Below are 22,049 nucleotides of genomic sequence, written 5' to 3' on the forward strand. Positions count from 1 at the left end.
CCCGGGTTCTCGTGAACCGTATCACAAACTATTTGATGAGGTCTTTACCTGGTTGGTGTGCTCGCTGTCACACATGAGAGTGAAGGTGCGCGTCTGTGCATTCAGAGAGCCAAGTTGTCTGGTATTGGGGCGGTTTGCCGACGCGCGAGGGCGCATGCCTCTTGCAAGATTCTTACTTTGCCGTCAGCGCGACGACCCGGCTTTACCCCGATCCAGGAAGCGCGAACGGGCGCCAATTGCCGTCGCCCCGTTGACTCCTGACACACCTGAGACTCCTGCCACAACCGGGGTGCGGTGCTCGTGGGCACCGTCCTCCTCGGCGGCCGGAGCACCCGTCCCGTACGCGACGGCGGCCGGCACGGCCTCCTCCGCTTCGAGCAGGGCGGCGGTGACCTTCCTGCGGCGGTAGCGGGGCGGCACGAAGCTCTCGGCCCAGCGCGGGGCACGCGGAGTGAAGCGCGGCAGCAGGAGCAGGACCAGACCGACCGCGCTGAGCCCCATGATGCCGAGCACGCTCCACATGGCCCCCGAGTTGACCGAGTACGCGAGGGCGCCGAAGGAGATCAGCGCCGACCAGAAGTACATGATCATGACCGCGCGGCTGTGCGAGTGCCCGACCTCCAGGAGGCGGTGGTGCAGGTGCCCGCGGTCGGCCGCGAACGGGGACTGTCCGCGCCAGGTGCGCCGCACGATGGCGAGCACCAGGTCGGCGGCCGGGATCGCGATGATCGTCAGCGGCAGCAGCAGCGGGATGAAGACGGGCACCGTCTGGTGCACGGTGTTCCGCTCGGAGCCGGAGAACAGGTTCATCACGTCGGGGTCGATCTGCCCGGTGATGGAGATGGCGCCGCCGGCGAGCACAAGGCCGATGAGCATCGAGCCGGAGTCGCCCATGAAGATCCGGGCGGGGTGCATGTTGTGCGGCAGGAAGCCCAGGCACATGCCCATCAGGATCGCCGCGAAGAGCGTCGCCGGGGCGGCGGCCTCGATGCCGTAGCTGTACCAGATGCGGTACGCGTACAGGAAGAACGCGGCGGACGCGATGCACACCACCCCGGCGGCGAGACCGTCGAGGCCGTCCACGAAGTTCACCGCGTTGATGGTGATGACGACGAGCGCGACGGTGAGCAGGGTGCCCTGCCACTGGGTGAGCGCGACCAGACCGACACCCGGGATGGGCAGCCACAGGATCGTCAGACCCTGCATGACCATCACGCCGGCCGCGATCATCTGGCCGCCCAGCTTGATCAGGGCGTCGATCTCGAACTTGTCGTCCAGGACACCGATCAGCCAGATCAGCGCGGCCCCGGAGAGCAGGGCCCGCGGCTCGTTGGAGTTCGCGAAGACGTCGCTGAGGTTCTCCAGGTGGTCGGCGACCAGCAGGCCGGCGCACAGGCCGATGAACATCGCGATGCCGCCGAGGCGCGGAGTGGGTTCTCGGTGCACATCGCGCGCACGGATTTCCGGCATGGCTCCGGCCACGATCGCGAACTTCCGCACCGGCCCTGTCAGCAGATACGTCACCGCGGCCGTCACACAGAGCGTCAGCAGGTATTCACGCACGGGCTTCCCCACAGGTCTCGCTGGCCATCTGAGCCCCACACCTTAGCGATGCACGCATACGGATGGGGACTTCCGGGTAGCGACGATGGTTGCACGAGTGGCTGTGCACCAGTTCCCGCGTACCCCTCATTAGCCGGGATACGGCGGAAATCTACTGGTCAGCTCCCTGACTTCTTCACGCGCCTTCCTGCCGTCGACCTCGTCCCGCAGCACACCCGCGAAGAGTACGGCGACCCGCGCCATCTCCGCGTCGCCCATCCCCTGCGTGGTCAGCGCCGCCGTACCCAGGCGCAGTCCCCGTGCGTCCCCGTGCGGCAGCGCGCAGGTGTCGAGGACCATTCCGGCGGCGGCGAGACGTCCGCGGGCGGTGCGGCCGTCGACGCCGAGGGGTGCGGTGTCGGCGGTGAGCAGGTGGGTGTCGGTGCCGCCGGTGGTGATCGCGAGCCCTTCCGCGTCCAGGCCCTCGGCGAGCACCCGTGCGTTGGCGACCACCCGATGGGCGTACGCCGTGAAGGCCGGGGTCGCCGCCTCGCCGAACGCGACGGCCTTGGCGGCGATCGTGTGCATCTGGGCGCCGCCCTGGGTGAACGGGAACACCGCACGGTCGACACGCTCGGCCAGCTCGGCGCCGCACAGGATCATTCCGCCGCGCGGACCGCGCAGCACCTTGTGCGTGGTGGCGCAGACCACATCGGCGTACGGCACCGGATTGGGCGCCGCTCCCCCGGCGACGAGCCCGATGGGGTGGGCGGCGTCGGCGATGAGATAGGCGCCGACCTCGTCGGCGATGTCCCTGAAGAGGGCGTAGTCGATGTGCCGGGGATAGGAGATGGAGCCGCAGACGATGGCCTTCGGGCGGTGCGTACGGGCCAGCGCGCGCACCTGCTCGTAGTCGATGAGCCCGGTCTCGGCCTCGACCCCGTACCCGACGAAGTCGAACCACCTTCCCGAGAAGTTCGCGGGCGACCCGTGCGTGAGGTGACCGCCGAACGGCAGCCCCATCGCCAGCACGGTGTCACCGGGTCGCAGCAGCGCGGCGTACGCGGCGAGGACCGCCGAACTCCCCGAGTGCGACTGCACGTTGGCGTGCTCGGCACCGAAGAGCGCCTTCGCCCGGTCCACCGCGACCCGCTCGGCGACATCCACGATCTCGCAGCCGCCGTGATGGCGGGCGCCGGGATATCCCTCGGCGTACTTGTTCGCCAGCGGCGACCCGAGCGCGGCCAGCACCGCCGGCGAGGTGAAGTTCTCGGCCGCGATCAACTGCAACGTCGTCGACTGCCGCTCCAGCTCCCCGAGCAGAATCTCGGCAAGCTCCGGGTCCTGCCGACGCAGAACATCCGCTTCCAACGTTTGTGTGACCGGCATGATGGACTCCGGACCTCGGCATGGGGGTGCGCTAAGTCCAATGTAGAACCGGGACCGATGAGTCGCCCGGTGTTACCGCCCACCGGGTACTGCTACTGCTGTGGGCAGGCGTTCCGCAGGGCGGAACGGGTGGGCACAGCCTGCAGCGCCGGGCGCCGTACACAGAAACGCCGGCAGCAGCCTACGTACGCGTGGGCACACCCGTCAGCGCCGTCACCACCGGATCCAGCGCCTCATTGATCTCGTCCCCGATCGAACGGAAGAACGGCAGCGGGGCCCCGTACGGGTCGAAGACCTCGTCCGCCTCCGCGGTGGGGGCCAGGAGCCACCCGCGTAGAGCCGCGGCAGCCCGCACCAGGGCGCGTGCGCGCTCGACCACTCCCTCTTCCAGGGGTGGGAGCGTCGCGGGGTCTATGGCCCGTACGAGGCGGGTGAACTCCTTCAGGGTGAAGGTGCGCAGGCCTGCCGAGTGGCCCATGGAGATGACCTGGGCGCGGTGGTCGCGGGTGGCGGTGAGGACCAGGTCTGCGCGGATGACGTGGTCGTCGAGGAGTTCGCGGCCCACGAAGCCGGAGGGGTCCGCGCCGTAGTCGGTGAGGACCGTGGCCGCGTTGGTCTCCATGGGCGCGCCCTCGTGCCCCCAGGTGCCCGCGCTCTCCACGATCAGGCCGCCCCACAGGGGGTCGCCCAGCCGGTCCGCCAGGGCATGGCGGGTCAGCCGCTCGGTGATCGGCGAGCGGCACACATTGCCAGTGCTGACGTGGAGGATGCGGAAGGACCCCCTGGGAGAACCGTTGGCCCCCGTGATCCCCGTGCCTATGCCACGCCCCGCGTCAGGGGCTGTCAATTCGCCACCTCGAGGTCGGGTACGACCTTCCGGAGCTCCTCGGCCGACAGTGCCCCCTCGCGCAGCAGCACCGGCACCTTGCCGGTCACGTCGACGATCGAGGAGGGGACGATGCCGGGGGTCGGGCCACCGTCCAGGTAGACGGAGATGGCGTCGCCGAGCATCTCCTGCGCGGCGTCACAGTCCTCCGGCGAGGGGTGACCCGTGAGGTTGGCGGAGGAGACGGCCATCGGGCCGACCTCGGTGAGCAGTTCGATGGCGACCGGGTGCAGCGGCATGCGCACGGCGACGGTGCCACGGGTGTCCCCCAGGTCCCACTGGAGGGACGGCTGGTGCTTGGCGACAAGGGTGAGCGCCCCCGGCCAGAACGCGTCGACCAGCTCCCAGGCCATCTCGGAGAAGTCCGTGACCAGGCCGTGCAGCGTGTTCGGGGAGCCGATGAGGACGGGGGTGGGCATGTTGCGGCCCCGGCCCTTGGCGTCGAGGAGATCGGCGACGGCCTCCGAGGAGAACGCGTCGGCGCCCACGCCGTACACCGTGTCGGTCGGGAGGACGACCAGCTCGCCACGGCGGACGGCGGACGCGGCTTCACGCAGACCGGTGGAGCGGTCGGTCGCGTCGTTGGTGTCGTATCGCCGTGCCATTTAGCGGGCCTCCTCGTACACGTACTGCTGCCTGGGGAACTCGATGCGCGTGCTCACGGCATCGCCTTGCGGGCGGTCGCGAACCGCGGCCGGTTGTTGAGGTCCGGGTGGTCGGCCGCGTCGGCCCAGCCCCGCTCCTCGGTGAAGATCCACGGCACCTGCCCGCCCTGGGTGTCGGCGTGCTCGACGACGACGACGCCACCGGGGCGCAGCAGACGGTGTGCGGTGCGCTCGATGCCCCGGATGAGGTCGAGTCCGTCCTCCCCGGAGAACAGGGCGAGTTCGGGATCGTAGTCCCGTGCCTCCGGCTGGACGTACTCCCATTCGGTGAGCGGGATGTACGGCGGGTTGGAGACGACCAGGTCGACATGGCCGTCGAGGTCGGGGAAGGCCTCCAGGGCGTCTCCCTGGCGCAGGTCGACCCTGGACCCCTCGACGTTCTTGCGCGTCCACTGGAGGGCGTCCTCGGACAGCTCCACGGCGTGCACACGGGAGCGCGGGACCTCCTGCGCGAGGGCGAGCGCGATGGCGCCGGATCCCGTGCACAGGTCGACGATCAGCGGCTCCACGACATCCATGGCGCGTACGGCGTCTATGGCCCAGCCGACGACGGACTCCGTCTCGGGACGCGGGACGAACACCCCTGGCCCGACCTGGAGTTCCAGGTACCGGAAGTAGGCCCGCCCGGTGATGTGCTGGAGCGGCTCGCGGGCCTCGCGGCGCGCGGTCACCTCCCAGTAGCGGGCGTCGAAGTCCGTGTCCTTGACCGTGTGCAGCTCGCCCCGCTTCACGCCGTGCACGAAGGCGGCGAGCTCTTCCGCGTCATTGCGCGGCGAGGGCACGCCGGCGTCGGCCAGCCGCTGGGTGGCCTGGGCCACTTCCGCGAGCAGCAGGTTCACGCTGGTCCTCCGGGCTGAGCTGTTGTCGTGAGCGTTCGTAGGGCCTTACACGGCTGCGTCGGCGTTACGCGGCGGCGAGCTTCGCGGCCGAGTCCGCGTCGACGCAGGCCTGGATCATCGCGTCCAGGTCACCGTCGAGGACCTGGTCCAAGTTGTACGCCTTGAAGCCGACCCGGTGGTCCGAGATGCGATTCTCCGGGAAGTTGTACGTACGGATCTTCTCGGAGCGGTCGACGGTGCGGACCTGGCTGCGGCGGGCGTCCGCGGCCTCCCGTTCCGCTTCCTCCTGCGCCGCCGCGAGAAGCCTGGAGCGCAGGATACGCATCGCCTGCTCCTTGTTCTGCAGCTGGCTCTTCTCGTTCTGGCAGGAAGCGACGACTCCGGTGGGAATGTGCGTGATGCGCACCGCGGAGTCGGTGGTGTTGACGGACTGGCCGCCGGGTCCCGAGGAGCGGTAGACGTCGATGCGGAGGTCGTTGGCGTGGATCTCGACGTCGACCTCCTCGGCCTCGGGCGTGACGAGCACACCGGCGGCGGAGGTGTGGATGCGGCCCTGTGACTCGGTCGAGGGCACCCGCTGTACGCGGTGCACCCCGCCCTCGTACTTCAGACGGGCCCAGACGCCCTGACCGGGCTCGGTGGCACCCTGGCCGCCCTTGGTCTTCACGGCGACCTGGACGTCCTTGTAGCCGCCCAGCTCGGACTCGGTGGCGTCGATGATCTCGGTCTTCCAGCCGACGCGCTCGGCGTAGCGCAGGTACATGCGCAGCAGGTCACCGGCGAAGAGTGCCGACTCGTCGCCGCCCGCGCCCGCCTTGACCTCGAGGATGACGTCCTTGTCGTCGTTGGGGTCTCGCGGGACGAGCAGCAGCCGCAGCTTCTCCGTCAGCTCCTCGCGCTGCTTCTCCAGGTCCTTGACCTCGGCCGCGAAGTCCGGGTCGTCGACCGCGAACTCCTTCGCCGTCTCGATGTCGTCCCCGGTCTGCTTCCAGGAGCGGTACGTCGCGACGATCGGGGTCAGCTCCGCGTAGCGCTTGTTGAGCTTGCGCGCGTTGGCCTGGTCGGCGTGGACCGACGGGTCAGCGAGCTTCTTCTCCAGATCGGCGTGCTCGCCGATCAGTTCCTCGACCGCCTCGAACATCTCCGGCTCCAATGGACTGTCCCCTCAGCTCCATCATGGGCTCGGGGACGTAGGTAAGACATGGGGGTCCCCCCGGCTCGAGCGGAGCCGAGAGTTGGGGGAGGGGGCTGCACCGCAAAGCGCCGGTCCCGGCGCCCCCGTGCAGGGGGCACCGAAGACCGGCGCTGTGAGGTCGCTACTTCTTGGCAGCGGCAGCCTTGCCGAAGCGGGCCTCGAAGCGGGCCACGCGGCCACCGGTGTCGAGGATCTTCTGCTTGCCCGTGTAGAACGGGTGGCACTCGGAGCAGACCTCGGCACGGACGGTGCCGCTGGAGATCGTGCTACGGGTGGTGAACGACGCGCCACAGGTGCAGCTGACCTGCGTCTCGACGTACTCGGGGTGGATGTCGCGCTTCAAGGTGTCTCCTAGTTTCGGGAGGGCGCCGGGTCGCCGCCGCGGATTGCGGGTGCGTGAACCGGAGCCGACGTACCAGTCTGCCAGGACTGGCCGCATCCCCCAAAACCGGGGGGCGCGGCGATCTATTCCCGCAGGGTTCTCATGCCGCTCAGCCGGCGCTGACGACGTCCTTCGCGGTGCCCGTGGCCGTGCCCTCGGTGGCCGACTTCGGGATCACCTGGTCGTTCTTCAGGGCGCCCCAGACCAGCTTGTCCTTGGCCTCGTCGATGAGCACCCGGTTGGCGTTCGCGCTGTCGTACTGGACCGGCATCGTCACCATGGTCATCTTCGAGGAGCTGATGCCCTTGAGGCCGCCGGCGAAGGAGACCAGGTCGTTGACGGACTTCAGGTCGGAGTCGGTGGTGATGGCGTTGGTGGCGGTGTCGGCGAGTTCGAGCAGCTTGGTGGGGCTGGTCAGCAGGCCGATGCTCTTGACCTGGTTCATCAGGGCCTTGATGAACGCCTGCTGGAGCTGGATGCGGCCGAGGTCGGAGCCGTCGCCGACGCCGTGCCGGGTGCGGACCAGGCCGAGCGCCTGCTCGCCGTTGAGGGTGTGGGTGCCGGCCGTGAGGTTCAGGTGGCTGTCGGGGTCGTCGATGTCCTGGGTGGTGGTGATCTTCACACCGCCCAGGTCGTCGATGAGCTTCTGGAAGCCGCTGAAGTCGACCTCGATGTAGTGGTCCATGCGGATCCCGCTCATGGACTCGACGGTCTTCACGGCGCAGGCGGCGCCACCGGTGGAGTACGCGGAGTTGAACATGACCTCGGAGGCCGCGTCGTGCGTGACACCGTTGGCGTCCGTGCAGGAGGGGCGCTCGACAAGGGTGTCGCGGGGTATGGAGACCACACTCGCCGACTTGTGGCCCTCGTACACGTGCACGACCATCGCCGTGTCGGAGCGGGCGCTGCCGTCGTCGGTGCCGCCGCCCAGCTTCTCGTTGGAGCCGGAGCGGGTGTCGGAGCCCAGGACCAGGATGTTCTCGGAACCGTTGTCGACCTTCGTCGGCCGGTCGGTGCCGAGGGCCTGGTTGATGTCGACGCTCTTGATGTTGCCGTTGAGCTTGAAGTACAGGTATCCGGCGCCGGTGCCGCCCAGCACGACGATCCCCGCCGCGACCCAGGCCGTGATCAGCAGGCCCTTGCGGCGCTTGCTGCGGGCCTTGCGGCGGCGGCCCTTCGCGCGGTGGCGCGGGGCGCTGGTGCCGGACTCCCCGGGTATGCCGGGTTCCGGCGTGCTCTCGGCAGGCATGTGCTCCTCAGTCCTTGTTCGGGTCGGTTACCCCCTGCTTTCAGGCTCAGGCCCGGTCGGCGTGCCATGACGTACCGCTCCATGGTCACTCCGTACGGTCAGACGGGGAAACTCGGGAAAGGGTTGCACAACGCACTGTGCTCAGCCTGTGGCCCGACGGGCACGGTGAGTCACCGATGAACCTGGGTAAACCCGCATTCACCTGCGTTTTCAACCGGCGAGGACGCACTGCCCGTAATCGGTACCGGTCTTGATCATTGTGGGAAAGGTCTCGCCGGCCGCCCTGCCCGTGCCACGCAAAGGGCCGCCCCCGTCACCGGTGTGACGGGGGCGGCCCTCGGGCTCCGCGGGGTCCAGATCAGTCGTTGCCGCCGTTGCCCGGCGTCGTCTTCGCGATCTGCATCAGGAACTCGGCGTTGGACTTCGTCTGCTTCATCTTGTCCAGCAGAAGCTCGATGGCCTGCTGCGAGTCGAGCGCGTGCAGCACCCGGCGCAGCTTCCAGACGATGGCGAGCTCCTCCGCGTTGAGGAGGATCTCTTCCTTGCGCGTGCCCGACGGGTCGACGTCGACCGCCGGGAAGATGCGCTTGTCGGCGAGCTTCCGGTCGAGCTTGAGCTCCATGTTGCCGGTGCCCTTGAACTCCTCGAAGATCACCTCGTCCATGCGCGAGCCGGTGTCGACGAGCGCGGTGGCCAGGATGGTCAGCGAGCCGCCGTCCTCGATGTTGCGCGCGGCACCGAAGAAGCGCTTCGGCGGGTACAGCGCGGTCGAGTCGACACCACCGGACAGGATGCGGCCGGAGGCGGGGGCGGCGAGGTTGTACGCACGGCCCAGACGCGTGATCGAGTCGAGCAGTACGACGACGTCGTGACCCAGCTCCACCAGACGCTTGGCGCGCTCGATGGCGAGCTCGGCGACCGTGGTGTGGTCCTCGGCCGGGCGGTCGAAGGTCGAGGAGATGACCTCGCCCTTCACCGACCGCTGCATGTCGGTGACCTCTTCCGGACGCTCGTCGACCAGGACGACCATCAGGTGGCACTCGGGGTTGTTGACGGTGATCGCGTTGGCGACCGCCTGCAGGATCATGGTCTTGCCGGTCTTCGGCGGGGCCACGATCAGACCGCGCTGGCCCTTACCGATCGGCGCGACGAGGTCGATGATTCGGGTCGTCAGCACGCCCGGGTCGGTCTCCAGACGGAGCCGGTCCTGCGGGTAAAGAGGCGTCAGCTTGTTGAACTCCGGGCGGCCGCGGCCGGATTCGGCGGCCATGCCGTTCGCGGAGTCGAGGCGGACCAGCGCGTTGAACTTCTCGCGGCGCTCGCCGTCCTTGGGCTGACGGACCGCGCCGGTGACGTGGTCACCCTTGCGCAGACCGTTCTTGCGGACCTGGGCGAGCGAGACGTACACGTCGTTCGGACCCGGCAGGTAGCCGGACGTACGAATGAACGCGTAGTTGTCGAGGATGTCCAGGATGCCCGCGACGGGGATCAGGACGTCGTCGTCCGCGACCTGCGGCTCGTTCGGGCCGAAGTCCTCGCGGCCTCGACGGCCACGGCGGTCCCGGTAACGGCCACGACGGCCACGACGGCCATCGCCGAACTCGTCGTCGTCCTGCGGTCCGTTGTCACGCTGCTGCCGGTCCTGGCGGTCCTGACGGCCGCCGCCCTGGCTCTGCTGCTGACGGTCCTGGCGCTGCTGCTGGCCGCCGCCCTGACCCTGACCGCCCTGGCTCTGGCCCTGGCCCTGCTGCTCGTCGGCCTTGCCACCCCGGCGGTCGCGGTCACGGCCACCACGGTCGCGGTCACGGCGGTCACGACGGCCCTGACGGCCGTCGGCACCGTCACCGGCGTCGGCCTTGACCTCGACGAGGGTCTCCGTCTTCGGCTCGCTCTTCGCCTCGGCGGTGACCGTCTCGGGGCTGCCGGCCTCGGCGACGGCACGGCGACGGCGACGCTCGCCCGCGGGGGCGTCATCGCTGGCGGGCTGGCCGGGAATCTCGATCTGCTGCTTGGCCACGGCCTTTTCGGCGGCGGCGGGCTTCTCGGCCTTGGCCTCGGCCGCGACGGCCTCATCGCCCGTACGAGCCTTCGAGGTGGCGCGGCGCTTCGGCTTGGTCTCGGTGGCGGTGTCGGCCTTCGCCGGGGCACCCCCGCCTGCCTGCGCCTCCTTGATGACCTCGATCAGCTGGCTCTTGCGCATACGCGCGGTGCCCCTGATACCGAGGCCGGACGCGACCTGCTGAAGCTCGGCCAGCACCATGCCGTCAAGGCCGGTACCGCGGCGCCGCCGGGAGCCTGCACCGGAGGCAGGCGCGGCAGAGGCGTCCGTGGCGGGCGCGGCAGCGGTCTCCTCGACACGTGCGCCCATCAGATCGGTGGTGTCGCTCACGAAGGGTCCTTCCCTGGAGCGGACGTCGGCCTGTCTGGCACGGCGACCGGTTTTGCTGTCCGGATTTGGTCCTTTTTGTATGGACCGTGCCGGGGCGGTGGTCCGCCAACGCGGCGGAAGAAATAACTGGTGATGACGATTCCGGAGCCGTGGCACTGAATTGCGGTGACATCGGCACGGTCACGCCGGTTCCGGAGCGTGCTCAACACTGCTCAGCACATAGCACCCAATGCATGGCACAAAGCAGTTTGGGAGGCTCCCGGAAGAATGGGTGTCCCGGACGGGGACGCGAAGCACCTCGCCGTGGTGAGGTCGGGTGCAGACTTGAGATTAACACTACCGGATCCAACAAACATTCCCCCTCTCGAAATCCGGCAACCGCACGCTTCTAATTGACGCCGGAGGGTGCGAGCGGCAGCACGCTCGCCCCCGTGGCGTCGAGGTCCAGTCGATTGGCGGCCCACCCCTGACCTGCGAGGTCGGCGATTTTGTCGGCCGTCGCCGCGTCGGCGAGGGCCAGCACCGTGGGGCCCGCGCCGGAGATCACCGCGGGGATGCCGTCGCCCCGCAGCCGCTCCACCAGCGCGATGCTCTCGGGCATGGCCGGGGCGCGGTAGTCCTGGTGCAGCCGGTCCTCGGTGGCGGGCAGCAGCAGCTCGGGGCGCCGGGTGAGGGCCTCGACGAGCAGTGCGGCGCGGCCCGCGTTGGCGGCGGCGTCGACATGCGGCACGGTGCGCGGAAGCAATCCGCGCGCGGTCTCGGTGAGAACCGGCTTTCCCGGTACGAAAACCACCGGAACGATGGAATCGGCGGCGTCCATCCTGATCGCCCGCGCAGCACCGGTCTCCATCCAGGAGAGCGTGAATCCGCCGAGCAGACAGGCCGCGACATTGTCGGGGTGCCCCTCGATCTCGGTGGCGAGCTCCAGAAGGGCGGTGTCGTCGAGTTTGGCGTCCCCGCCTATGGTCACCGCCCGCGCGGCGACGATGCCGGCGCAGATGGCGGCCGACGAGGAGCCGAGACCCCGCCCGTGCGGGATGCGGTTGGCGCAGACGATCTCGAGGCCGCGCGGCTGTCCGCCCAGCAGATCGAAGGCGGTGCGCAGGGAACGTACGAGGAGATGATTCTCGTCGCGCGGCAGCGTCTCGCTGCCCTCACCCGCGATGTCGATGTGCAGCCCGGCGTCGGCCACCCGGACGACCACGTCGTCGTACAGCCCCAGTGACAGGCCGAAGGCGTCGAAGCCCGGCCCGAGGTTGGCGCTGGTGGCGGGGACGCGCACCCGGACGGCGGCGGCGCGGAAGGCTGGACCGGCCATCGCTCGATGACTCTCCTTGAGCTGCGTGATGTACGAGATTCTCGAAGACTTGGCGATACGAACGTGGGACGAGTTGCGTTGCGACCTGGGACGACTGGCGATACGAACCTGACGGGTACGTCAATACCCGAAGGCCGCAACGAGGGCGGCACCGCGGCATATGCGGCGGGCGGGTTCAGTACAGCCTATCGAAGACAGGTTCTGTGGCGACATAGGGCGCACAGGAGGCGCACGATGCGTGTCGTAAGCCCCCCGTGCACCCCCTGTCGGGTGTACCCGCGTCGGTTGTACCTCTACAGGCGTGCCTGTGCCGGGTGTTCGCCGACTACGCCAGGCCGAGGCGCTCCGCGGCCGCGACGGCGTCCACCGGGACGGTCACCGGCTGCGGGGCTCCCGCGACGGCCCAGTCGGGGTCCTTGAGCCCGTTTCCGGTGACCGTGCAGACGATCTTCTGGCCCGGGTCGACCTTGCCCTGCTCGGCGGCCTTCAGCAGTCCGGCGACGGACGCGGCAGAGGCGGGCTCGACGAAAACGCCCTCCTGCGCGGCCAACAGCCGGTAGGCGCGCAGGATCTCACGGTCCGTCACCTCGTCGATGAAGCCGCCGGATTCGTCCCGGGCGGCCAGTGCGTACTGCCAGGACGCCGGGTTGCCGATGCGGATCGCGGTGGCGATGGTCGACGGGTCCTTGACGATCTCGCCGCGCACGATCGGGGCGGAACCGGAGGCCTGGAAACCCCACATGCGCGGGGTCCTCTTGGCGATGCCGTCGGCGGCGTACTCCTTGTACCCCTTCCAGTACGCGGTGATGTTGCCCGCGTTGCCCACCGGCAGGACGTGGATGTCGGGCGCGTCGCCGAGCATGTCCACGATCTCGAACGCGGCGGTCTTCTGGCCCTCGATGCGTACCGGGTTGACCGAATTGACCAGCGCCACCGGGTAGTTGTCGGACAGCGCGCGCGCCAGCGTCAGGCAGTCGTCGAAGTTTCCGTCGACCTGGAGGATCTTCGCGCCGTGCACGAGGGCCTGGCCCATCTTGCCGATCGCGATCTTGCCCTGCGGCACGAGAACGGCACAGACCATCCCGGCGCGTACGGCATAGGCCGCGGCGCTTGCGGACGTGTTGCCGGTGGAGGCGCAGATGACGGCCTTCGCGCCTTCCTCCTTGGCCCTCGTGATGGCCATGGTCATACCGCGGTCCTTGAAGGATCCGGTCGGGTTGGCACCCTCCACCTTGAGGTGGACCTCGCACCCGGTGCGCTCGGAGAGCACCTGCGCGGGCACGAGCGGCGTACCGCCCTCACGGAGCGTAATGACCGGCGTGCTGTCGGATACCGGCAGCCGGTCCCGGTACTCCTCGATGATTCCGCGCCACTGGTGGGTCATTGCTGGTTACTCTCCTTCAACCCGCATGATGCTGGCGACACCCCGCACGGTGTCGAGACTGCGCAGCGCCTCGACGGTCCCGTTGAGGGACGCGTCGGACGCACGATGGGTGACGACGACGAGGGAGGCATCGCCGCCTCCGTCTTGTCGGCCTTGCTGACGCACGGTATCGATGGACACCCCGTGCTCGGCGAAAACAGTGGCCACCTGGGCGAGAACACCCGGTTTGTCGGCCACGTCGAGGCTGATGTGGTAGCGCGTGACGACCTCGCCCATGGGCGAGACGGGCAGCTGCGCGTACGCGGAGTCGCCGGGCCCCGTCGAGCCGTTCAGCTTGTTGCGACAGACGGCCACGAGGTCACCGAGCACGGCGGACGCGGTCGGCGCGCCACCGGCACCCGGCCCGTAGAACATGAGCTGGCCCGCGGCGTCCGACTCCACGAAGACGGCGTTGTACGCGCCGCGCACGGAGGCGAGCGGATGGCTCAGCGGAATCATCGCGGGATGCACGCGCGCGGTGACTGAGCCGCCGTCCGCGGCCCGCTCACAGATGGCGAGCAGCTTGATGGTGCAGCCCATCTCCTTCGCCGAGGCGAAGTCGGAGGCGGTGACCTCGGTCATGCCCTCGCGGTACACGTCGTCGAGGCGCACGCGCGTGTGGAAGGAGATTCCGGCGAGGATCGCGGCCTTGGCGGCGGCGTCGAAGCCCTCGACGTCGGCGGTGGGGTCGGCCTCGGCGTATCCCAGCGCGGTGGCCTCGTCGAGGGCTTCCTGATACCCGGCGCCCGTCGAGTCCATCTTGTCGAGGATGAAGTTGGTGGTTCCGTTGACGATGCCCATCACGCGGTTGATCTTGTCGCCGGCGAGGGACTCGCGCAGCGGCCGGATGAGCGGGATGGCACCGGCGACGGCGGCCTCGTAGTAGAGGTCCCGCTTGTGCTCCTGGGCGGCGGCGTGCAGCGCGGCGCCGTCCTGCGCGAGGAGCGCCTTGTTGGCGGAGACCACGGAGGCGCCGTGCTCGAAGGCCGTGGTGATGAGCGTACGAGCGGGCTCGATACCGCCGATGACCTCGACGACGACGTCGATGTCCCCGCGTTTGACGAGCGCGGTGGCGTCGGTGGTGACCAGGTCGGGGTCGATGCCCTCACGGACCTTGGCGGGGCGGCGGACGGCGACGCCGGCCAGCTCGATCGGGGCCCCGATCCTGGCGGCGAGATCGTCGGCGTGCGTCGTCATGATGCGCGCCACCTCTGAGCCGACAACCCCACAGCCCAGCAGCGCCACCTTCAGCGGACGCGTACGCATCATCCGACCTCGTTTCCTCTTACCGTCACGGTTGGACCAGTCTCACTCACCGGACGGGAGTTTCTGCCCCTCGTCCGGATCGTGAGACGGCTATTTCATTTTCAGCGGGGTGGAAGACCGGAGATCTTCCACCGGTGAGACTCAGCCGACGTCGAGGCGAAGCAGGTCTTCCTCCGTCTCGCGGCGGACGATCACCCGGGCCTCGCCGTCGTTCACGGCGACGACCGGCGGGCGGAGCGCGTGGTTGTAATTGCTGGCCATGGAACGGCAGTAGGCGCCGGTGGCGGGCACGGCGATGAGGTCGCCGGGCGCGAGGTCGGCGGGCAGGAAGGCATCACGTACGACGATGTCGCCGCTCTCGCAGTGCTTGCCGACGACGCGCACGAGCATGGGCTCGGCGTCACTCGCACGAGAAACGAGAGCGACGCTGTACTCGGCGTCGTAGAGAGCGGTCCGGATGTTGTCGGACATGCCTCCGTCCACGGAGACGTACGTCCGGAGCCCGTCGAGCGGCTTGATGGTGCCGACCTCGTAGAGAGTGAAGGCGGTCGGGCCCACGATGGCGCGCCCGGGCTCCACCGAGATCCGAGGCGTCCGCAGCTTGGCGGCCTCGCACTCACGGGTGACGATCTCGTTGAGCGCCTTGGCGATCTCGTGCGGATCGCGCGGGTCGTCCTCGCTGGTGTACGCGATACCGAGGCCGCCACCGAGGTCGATCTCCGGCAGCTCGACACCGTGCTCGTCCCGGACGGCGGCGAGCAGCGCCACCACGCGACGGGCGGCGACCTCGAAGCCGGCCATGTCGAAGATCTGCGACCCGATGTGGCTGTGGATCCCGACGACTTCGAGCCCGTCGAGGGCGAGAGCCCGTCGTACGGCCTCCGCGGCCTGCCCGTCGGCGAGCGCGATCCCGAACTTCTGGTCCTCGTGCGCGGTCGCGATGAACTCGTGGGTGTGCGCCTCCACACCCACCGTCACCCGGATCTGCACGCGCTGCCGCTTGCCGAGGGACTGCGCGATGTGGGCGACGCGGACGATCTCCTGGAAGGAGTCGAGGACGATACGTCCGACACCGCTCTCGACGGCCTTGGTGATCTCTTCGGTGGACTTGTTGTTGCCGTGGAAGGCGATGCGGTCGGCGGGCATACCCGCGGAGAGGGCGGTGGTGAGCTCACCACCGGAACACACATCCAGGTTGAGCCCCTCTTCGTACAGCCAGCGCACGACGGCCCGGGACAGGAACGCCTTCCCGGCGTAGAAGACGTCGGCGTCGTGCCCGAAGGCGGTACGCCAGGAACGCGCCCGCGCCCGGAAGTCGGCCTCGTCCATGAAGTACGCGGGGGTGCCGAACTCCTCGGCGAGCGTGGCCACATCGATGCCACCGACGCTGACGACCCCGTCTTCGTTACGGCTGACGGTGTGGGCCCAGACCTTCGGGTCGAGGGCGTTGAGGTCGGCGGGCGGGGCGGTGTAGTGCCCCTCGGTCAGAACATCGGCGTGACGGGGCCCGGCGGGGTGTGCGGAACGGCTCATGTCTGTGGGCTTTCTGCTGTGTCATCTGCGGTGTCGTCTGCAGTGTCGTCTGCTGTTTCAGAGATGTTCGGGTGCACTGATGCCGAGCAGGGACAGGCCACCGGCCAGCACCGTCCCGGCGGCTTCGGCGAGCGCGAGCCGGGCACGGTGGGCGGCCGAGGGTTTCTCGTCACCGACCGGCAGCACCGTGTGCTGGAAGTCGAGAAGGGCGTCGGCGGTGGTGACGAGATGCCGGGCGAGCCGGTCGGGGGCGCGGTGGGTGGCGGCGGCGCTGAGGACGCGGGGGTATTCGGCAAGGGGGGCGAGGAGGTCCTGCGCTTCGGATACGTCGCCGGGAGCACTGTCGAAGCCGAGCGCGGCGGCGTTGCGGCTGAGGGCCCGGGTACGGGCGTAGGCGTACCGGACGCGGAAGAGGGGATTGCTCTCACGCTGGACGAGATGGTCCGCGGTGATCCTGGGCCGGTCGTGGGGCGCGGGGTGGAGGAGGGCCCAGCGGGCGGCGTCGTGGCCGAGGGGGGCGGGGTCCTCGGGGGCGGGCACGGGGCGGAGATCGACGGGTTCGGCGTGATGGACCTCGGCGCGGCCGCCCTGGGTGGCGATGATCCGTACGAGGGTGTCGGCGAGGAGCTCGGCACGGGTGTCGTGGGGGACGCGGAGGGCGATGACCTGCTCGGCGAGGGTGTCGCCGTCCCCGTACCGGTCCCCGTACTCGTCCCCATTTCCGTACCCGTACCGGCTGCCTTGCTGGAGGATCTCGGTCACGAGCGTCCGGGCGAGTTCTTGGGCGACTTCTTGATTGAGGCTGATGTTCAGAAATCCGGGTCCGGTGATCGCGACCTCGCTGACACCGGCCGCGCCCCTGAGGTGCGTCCGCAGGATCTCGGCAACCTGCCGCGGCGCCCGCCCGGCCGGACGCGCCAGCTGCAACGCGATGTTCGTGGCGTAGTCCCCACATCCGCCGGGCCCGGGAGAGGTCACCACGGCCCGTTCCGGCACCGCCACGCTCAGTTCCCCCTCATCCACGGCACAACGCACCGCGCGCAGCACGGTACGGGAGAGCTCGACGGGGGTCACGGGACAAGCCTAGGGGAGGAGGGGGGTGGGTAGGCGAGTCGGTTTGGGGGTGGGTCCGGGATGTGGACGGGGGTGGGAGGCGGATTCGGGGCGGGGGCGCCTCGTGGGTGAGGTGGGCGGAGGTGGGCGACCGGGCGGCGACGTTGGTGGTGCGCGCGGGCGTCGGTCGGTGGGGTGTGAGTGGCGGTTCGTGAGCGACGGGCAGGTCGGTCGGCGAGTAGCCCGTCAGTGACCGGTACGTCCGGCCCTCTCGGCCCGCTCGGCTCTCTCGGCCTCCTCGGCACCGAAGGCGCCGTGGAACGATGACCCGGCGTCGCCCCCATCACCACCAGCGCCGACACCACTGGCGCCGCTGGCAACACTGCCACTGCCGCCACCGCCGCTCCCTCGACGCTCCATCAACTGCCGTACGAGCCGTACGAGTTCGGCGGGCTCGAAGGGCTTGGCGAGGAATGCGTCGACCCCCACATCGAGTCCGCTCTCGACCTCGTACTGAGTGCAGGCACTGACGATGGCGAGGGGAAGATTCCGGGTCCGTGGATCGGCCCGGAGCCGAGCGGCGGTGCGCAATCCGTCCAGCCGAGGCATGACCACATCGAGTGTCACCACATCGGGCCGCACCTGATGCACGACGTCCAGGCATTCGGCACCATCGGCCGCGGTCACGACCTCGAAACCCTCCAGCTCGAGATTGACCCTGATCAGCTGCCGGATGACCTTGTTGTCGTCCACAACAAGCACCCGACCCGACGCGCCTGGCACAACTTGAGAGTAGGTCCGCACCCACCGCCGCGTCCGGGTTTTCCCCACTTCCACCCCCTGCGGACGCCCCTCTTCCAACCCCGCCCGGAACCCGCCACTCCCCCGACAACACCCCGCCCCACCCCCACCGAAACCCATGCCCGTCACCCCCAAAAGAGCTGGTAGGGTTCTACCCGTCGCCGCACAAAGCGCCCGACACGCCCCCGTAGCTCAGGGGATAGAGCAACGGCCTCCGGAGCCGTGTGCGCAGGTTCGAATCCTGCCGGGGGCACTCGCCAGTCAGCCAGCAAGAACCAAGCTCTGACCTGCGCGGATGCCGACATGAGAGAGCGGGAGTCAGTCTCACTGACTCCCGCTCTTTCTCGTTGTCTCTCACTGTTCGCGACACGCCTCCGACACACTCTTGTGCCGTAGGGTGCTGCGGCATGCCACGCCACCCGCGGTGAGGATGGTGCGATGAACGAGGGGTTGAGGCCCTGATCGCCGGAGGCTGTGGGCTGCTCGGCGCTTTGGCTGCGACTGGCGGCGGCGTGCGGGGCCCGCACGGGTGCCGCGAAGGCGCTTGAAGTAACCCTTGACCAGGCGTCGGGGCAAGAACTAGCCGAGCACCACGTCTACGAACCACTGACCAGGGCGGACGGACTCGAACCGTCACTACCGCTGTATTCAACCCTGGCAAGTAGCCGGGCCCACTAGAGCAGGGTTACGGCTTATCCCAGACTTGGACAGTAACCCTTGCCGTCTCGTCAACGGCGTTCACTTCCTCCACTGCTACGAATGCAGTGCGTCCCGAGTCAGTGATCAGACAAATACTTCGTCCAGCAGGAACAAACACACTTTGCCTGGATTGTGTTTTCGCCAGGAGCGTGCACTCAGCGGCATCCGGAGTTTCCCCCGAAGGTACAAGCGCCACGTCTTCGCTCTCGAAGTCCGCTTCCAACTGGTCCCGAATACTGTAGAAGAGGATATCCGCACTGGTAGCCTGCGCCTGTTCTGGAGGAATCAAGTCCAGGTCGTAGCGGGCCGTGGTGAGCAGAAGTGTGCCTGACCAGCGGATGGCAGTTGATCCAGATGGAGAGGGCTCGTCACCTGAAGTTCCAGACGGTACGGATGCTTTGGCAGTGACAGTAGCGGTAGTCGTGACAAAAGCCGTCACGGTTGCGGATGCACCTGCGGGTGAATCAACACCCACCGCCGGTAAGCCGATGAACCCTACCAGGAACGTTAGGGCCGAAACGGCAGCACCGATTAAGGAGGCCACGGCGGTCCAGTGTTCGGGCGTTTTTGGTGCCCTTGGTGTGCCACCGCTCGTTGGGGCGGAATGGGTCACGTAGTCCTCCGAAATGAGCCTCGACGCTCGATGGTCTCACTCCGACACCTCCCCGTATATATTTCACCCAACTCTGCCGCAAGTCCGCACCTAACGCTTCGTGATGCCGTGGGTAGGGATGTATCGGAAGCCTAACCTTCCGCTATGCGCACAAGCATCTCGAAATAATTCCCGAGCTTGATTTCCCGCTAAATTCCGTCGCCTTCTTCCTCCAGCGACTGTGCAATCTTTGCGTTGGCGGCTTCTTCGTGACCGTCGATGCAGCCGTGATACCGCCGGTGAATCACCTCCGGAGAATTGCCGACCCTGCGAGCCACTTCAGCGATGGGCACCCCCGCGTTCAGCCATCGCGTGATGCGCGCGTGGCGCAAGTCGTAAGGGCGACCGGCCAACGGCGATTCGACGCGGTCCGGCGGAAGGGCGTACTCACGCGCCTCCTCCCACACGCGCCAGTACGTGGATGAGCCGACGACTCCCCCGCGCTCGTTGCCGAACACCCGCCTCTCCTTGGCCGTCCCGAACTCCTTCAGATGCGCCCGGAGGATGGCGACCAGGACGGGCGGAATGGGCACAGGTCGATCTGTGTCCGCCTCTCGGGCCTTTAGGCCCTGGCGGTCGTGCCGCTCCCCGGAGTCGGTCCACTGCTTGCCCGAAACAGGACGTGTCTCCCGCAGCGTCAGCGTTCCCCAACCCGTCTCCGGTAGGTGGCAGTCGGACAGCCGTAGTCCTACCGCCTCAGCAGGCCGAAGCCCCGCGTAGTACAGCACCGCGTAGAACGCCACAAGACGACGGCCGCGGTTACGATCCCACGACCCGACGTAGGAGACGGCAGTGAGCAACTGGCGCCCCTGGACGGCATTCGCGAGAACGCGACGATCAACAGCACTGTCAGAGCCGCCTCGCTTTCTGCGGGCCCGCAGGAGCGGATTCGCCGGGAGCTCTCCGACATCCACCGCGTGTTCAAGTGCGGTGTTCAGGGCACGGCGCCGCCGCTTGTACGTCTCCCCTGCCGCCCGGGCGCCGTCCAGTCGGTAGTTGAGCCGATACATCACGTCTTCGAACGCCTCAGCGTCACCCAAGTCGGCTACCGCTCGGTCCTTGGTCGTGAGCCACTCGTACGCGGCTTTCAGTTCGGCCGGCGGATCCTCCCCAGCGTTCGCGGGGACAACTCCCCACCGGAACGCCAGCCGCAGGTCCGTGTCCTTGGGGGCGCCCTCCCCGCGCTTCACCATCGCGAGCGCCACAGCCGCAAGACCGTCCGCCATGCTTTCGCGCGTCTTGGCGGCGCTGGTGCGCCACCGCCCAGCAACGTACTTCCGGCAGAATTCGAACCACCGCAATGGCGCCTCGGCCTCGGCCGCTTCGACCGCTTCCGCCGCCGCGCGGACTTCGGACTCAGACAACCCTGATTCGATCTCGAACGCCTCACCGCGCCGGTTCATGGCCTGCCACAGCTCCGACCGCCGACTCTCGGCGAGTGCGGACGTGGCGAAAGTGGCACCGTGCACCTGTCCGGCAACCACCCAACGCGGCTGGTAGGGGCGGGACTTCCGCCCCGTGCTCGCGACATTCCACAGCTTGACGTCCAGGGAGTACCCCGGCCGGGCCGATCCCCGAGAGCGGCCAGCAGAGGTGTCGTTCGTCGCGCTCACGCAGCGTCCTCCCGCTCCGCAAGCCACCGCTCGTACTCGGATCGTCGAATGCGCACGTCGCCGTTCGGCAGCTTGATCGAGCGGGGACCCTTCCCAAGTTGGCGCCACCGGTAGAAGGTCGACGGGGCGACCTTCTACCGGTGATGGCCTCCTTATCGGTCATCTTCTCGTCCAGCGCGCGGGCGCTCATGTCGCCGTCCCTTCGGCTTCAATCGAGCCGGACAGCCCGGACAGCTCCAATTCCGACTGTCCGAGTCGTTCGTGCTGGCCAAGTGGGGGAACCGGACAGACGGACAACTCGGACACCTCAGGTGCGCTCTGCGGTCGGCCCGCACTGAGTCGGCCAATTCCGACCCGACCGAGTGCGGGGTCCGGCCGTCGCTGTAGGAGCTGAGCGGACGGACCCTGCGGCAGGCGGCTACTGTGCGGGCATGGACGGGGAGCCAGAGATTCGGATGCGGCCATGCAAGTGGTGCGATACACCGGTTTCGCAGCCTGGGCGGTGGCGTCGACGGCGTTTCTGCAACCGTGAGCACCGCTTGAAGCACCGCGGGGCGTCAGCCGTCGGCCAATTTCTGGACTGGCTGCTGTAGTTGGTCAAGCAGCGCGCTGTCCCTCGGCGTTGATGCACAGCCCACAGATGCCGTGCAAGGTCGGGATGCAGTAACCGGCATCGAGAAGGCAGCGGGGGCAGGTACGTCGGGCGAGCATCGCCAGCGCGAGCGCACCCCACGTGCGCCACGTCATCGGCCGTACCAGCTTGGCGCAGTCGACGCGGTAGAGGTAGGCGACGCGCACGCCCCCGTCGCGCCGGTTGACCCGCATCGCTTGCGCGGCGATCGGCTAACCGCCCGGACGCAGCCCCTTGGCGCTGAGCTGTCGTCGGGTGGCGAGGTCGTCGGGGGCCAGTCGCCACGGGTAGGTGGGATGGCTGCATCGCGCCGGTCGGGTCGTAGCACTTGCCGAATGCCGCGGACATCGGGGAACGACGTGCAGCGAGGGACCGTGGGCGCGCTCAGCCTTCAACGCATCGCGCAGCAGGCGGGCGTTGGCAGCCGAGCAGTGCACCGTAGTCCGGACGGCCTCCGCGTTCAGCTCCGCGTCCATCCACGATGCGGTGACCGCGCACGCCTCGTTCAGCAGGTCATCGAAGGT

The 22,049-nt window shown here is 68.5% G+C and carries 17 protein-coding genes, 1 tRNA gene and 2 pseudogenes; 1 reads left to right on the forward strand and 19 read right to left on the reverse strand.

The features are described 5' to 3' along the window. Positions 1–183: 183 nt before the first annotated feature. From OG266_RS13745 to OG266_RS13815, 15 genes are all read right to left on the reverse strand, one after another. The gene (locus tag OG266_RS13745; RefSeq protein WP_266454229.1) at positions 184–1,563 is read right to left on the reverse strand and encodes an MraY family glycosyltransferase; all 1,380 of its coding nucleotides are present in this window, start codon (positions 1,561–1,563) and stop codon (positions 184–186) included. Between the two features lie 129 nt (positions 1,564–1,692). Next, a complete protein-coding gene (gene glyA, locus OG266_RS13750) occupies positions 1,693–2,931 on the reverse strand; it encodes a serine hydroxymethyltransferase (RefSeq protein ID WP_266454232.1) in 1,239 nt (412 codons plus the stop codon). A gap of 181 nt (positions 2,932–3,112) precedes the next feature. Then, entirely contained in the window at positions 3,113–3,778 is a 666-nt protein-coding gene (locus tag OG266_RS13755; RefSeq protein WP_326720645.1) for a protein-tyrosine-phosphatase, read from the reverse strand. Further along, positions 3,775–4,422 carry an L-threonylcarbamoyladenylate synthase gene (locus OG266_RS13760; protein WP_266454236.1) on the reverse strand — a complete coding sequence of 216 codons (648 nt, stop codon included), beginning with the start codon at positions 4,420–4,422 and terminating at the stop codon, positions 3,775–3,777. Before OG266_RS13760 ends, OG266_RS13755 begins: the two co-directional genes overlap by 4 nt. Before the next feature lie 53 nt (positions 4,423–4,475). Then, complete coding sequence (prmC, locus tag OG266_RS13765) at positions 4,476–5,321, reverse strand: peptide chain release factor N(5)-glutamine methyltransferase (protein ID WP_266454238.1); 846 nt, start codon at positions 5,319–5,321, stop codon at positions 4,476–4,478. Positions 5,322–5,385: 64 nt separating this feature from the next. After that, a complete protein-coding gene (prfA, locus tag OG266_RS13770) occupies positions 5,386–6,462 on the reverse strand; it encodes a peptide chain release factor 1 (protein WP_266454239.1) in 1,077 nt (358 codons plus the stop codon). Between the two features lie 175 nt (positions 6,463–6,637). Beyond that, positions 6,638–6,859: a 50S ribosomal protein L31 gene (gene rpmE / locus OG266_RS13775; protein ID WP_010984345.1), complete on the reverse strand. Its 222-nt coding sequence runs from the start codon at positions 6,857–6,859 to the stop codon at positions 6,638–6,640. A 148-nt stretch (positions 6,860–7,007) separates the two neighbouring features. Beyond that, on the reverse strand, positions 7,008–8,147 hold the full coding sequence (locus OG266_RS13780) for an LCP family protein (protein ID WP_371545856.1): 1,140 nt from the start codon (positions 8,145–8,147) through the stop codon (positions 7,008–7,010). Positions 8,148–8,505: 358 nt separating this feature from the next. After that, the gene (gene rho, locus OG266_RS13785) at positions 8,506–10,536 is read right to left on the reverse strand and encodes a transcription termination factor Rho (protein ID WP_266454243.1); all 2,031 of its coding nucleotides are present in this window, start codon (positions 10,534–10,536) and stop codon (positions 8,506–8,508) included. 388 nt (positions 10,537–10,924) lie between these two features. Further along, positions 10,925–11,854, reverse strand: a complete 930-nt coding sequence (gene thrB / locus OG266_RS13790) for a homoserine kinase (protein WP_266454245.1) — start codon at positions 11,852–11,854, stop codon at positions 10,925–10,927. Positions 11,855–12,179: 325 nt separating this feature from the next. Then, positions 12,180–13,238, reverse strand: a complete 1,059-nt coding sequence (gene thrC / locus OG266_RS13795) for a threonine synthase (RefSeq protein WP_266454247.1) — start codon at positions 13,236–13,238, stop codon at positions 12,180–12,182. Between the two features lie 6 nt (positions 13,239–13,244). Beyond that, complete coding sequence (locus tag OG266_RS13800; RefSeq protein ID WP_326726031.1) at positions 13,245–14,543, reverse strand: homoserine dehydrogenase; 1,299 nt, start codon at positions 14,541–14,543, stop codon at positions 13,245–13,247. 141 nt (positions 14,544–14,684) lie between these two features. Continuing rightward, positions 14,685–16,076, reverse strand: coding sequence for a diaminopimelate decarboxylase (gene lysA / locus OG266_RS13805; protein ID WP_266454249.1), 1,392 nt, complete (start codon positions 16,074–16,076; stop codon positions 14,685–14,687). Positions 16,077–16,133: 57 nt separating this feature from the next. Continuing rightward, positions 16,134–17,150 carry an ArgS-related anticodon-binding protein NrtL gene (gene nrtL / locus OG266_RS13810; protein ID WP_371545858.1) on the reverse strand — a complete coding sequence of 339 codons (1,017 nt, stop codon included), beginning with the start codon at positions 17,148–17,150 and terminating at the stop codon, positions 16,134–16,136. Between the two features lie 225 nt (positions 17,151–17,375). Beyond that, positions 17,376–17,966: a response regulator gene (locus OG266_RS13815; protein WP_371545860.1), complete on the reverse strand. Its 591-nt coding sequence runs from the start codon at positions 17,964–17,966 to the stop codon at positions 17,376–17,378. 145 nt (positions 17,967–18,111) lie between these two features. On the opposite strand from OG266_RS13815, the gene OG266_RS13820 reads away from it, so the two are divergent. Beyond that, positions 18,112–18,183 (forward strand) — tRNA-Arg (locus OG266_RS13820). Between the two features lie 432 nt (positions 18,184–18,615). Here the strand turns inward: OG266_RS13820 and OG266_RS13825 are convergent. From OG266_RS13825 to OG266_RS13840, 4 genes and pseudogenes are all read right to left on the reverse strand, one after another. Continuing rightward, on the reverse strand, positions 18,616–19,242 hold the full coding sequence (locus OG266_RS13825) for a hypothetical protein (protein ID WP_371545862.1): 627 nt from the start codon (positions 19,240–19,242) through the stop codon (positions 18,616–18,618). Positions 19,243–19,430: 188 nt separating this feature from the next. Further along, the gene (locus OG266_RS13830) at positions 19,431–20,894 is read right to left on the reverse strand and encodes a tyrosine-type recombinase/integrase (RefSeq protein ID WP_371545863.1); all 1,464 of its coding nucleotides are present in this window, start codon (positions 20,892–20,894) and stop codon (positions 19,431–19,433) included. Further along, positions 20,891–21,084 (reverse strand): annotated as a pseudogene (locus tag OG266_RS13835) (helix-turn-helix transcriptional regulator). The gene OG266_RS13830 and the pseudogene OG266_RS13835 overlap by 4 nt, the downstream one beginning before the upstream one ends. 407 nt (positions 21,085–21,491) lie before the next feature. Next, positions 21,492–21,873 (reverse strand): annotated as a pseudogene (locus OG266_RS13840) (RRQRL motif-containing zinc-binding protein). Between the last annotated feature and the right edge of the window lie 176 nt (positions 21,874–22,049).

It is taken from the genome of Streptomyces sp. NBC_00554, from assembly GCF_041431135.1.
Taxonomy (GTDB): Bacteria; Actinomycetota; Actinomycetes; order Streptomycetales; family Streptomycetaceae; genus Streptomyces.

Excerpts from the sequence above, each read along its gene's own strand:
- glyA (WP_266454232.1), bottom strand. The coding sequence starts at position 2,931 with ATGCCGGTCACACAAACGTTGGAAGCGGATGTTCTGCGTCGGCAGGAC.
- OG266_RS13760 (WP_266454236.1), bottom strand. The coding sequence starts at position 4,422 with ATGGCACGGCGATACGACACCAACGACGCGACCGACCGCTCCACCGGT.
- prfA (WP_266454239.1), bottom strand. The coding sequence starts at position 6,462 with ATGTTCGAGGCGGTCGAGGAACTGATCGGCGAGCACGCCGATCTGGAG.
- OG266_RS13780 (WP_371545856.1), bottom strand. The coding sequence starts at position 8,147 with ATGCCTGCCGAGAGCACGCCGGAACCCGGCATACCCGGGGAGTCCGGC.
- thrB (WP_266454245.1), bottom strand. The coding sequence starts at position 11,854 with ATGGCCGGTCCAGCCTTCCGCGCCGCCGCCGTCCGGGTGCGCGTCCCC.
- thrC (WP_266454247.1), bottom strand. The coding sequence starts at position 13,238 with ATGACCCACCAGTGGCGCGGAATCATCGAGGAGTACCGGGACCGGCTG.
- OG266_RS13800 (WP_326726031.1), bottom strand. The coding sequence starts at position 14,543 with ATGCGTACGCGTCCGCTGAAGGTGGCGCTGCTGGGCTGTGGGGTTGTC.
- lysA (WP_266454249.1), bottom strand. The coding sequence starts at position 16,076 with ATGAGCCGTTCCGCACACCCCGCCGGGCCCCGTCACGCCGATGTTCTG.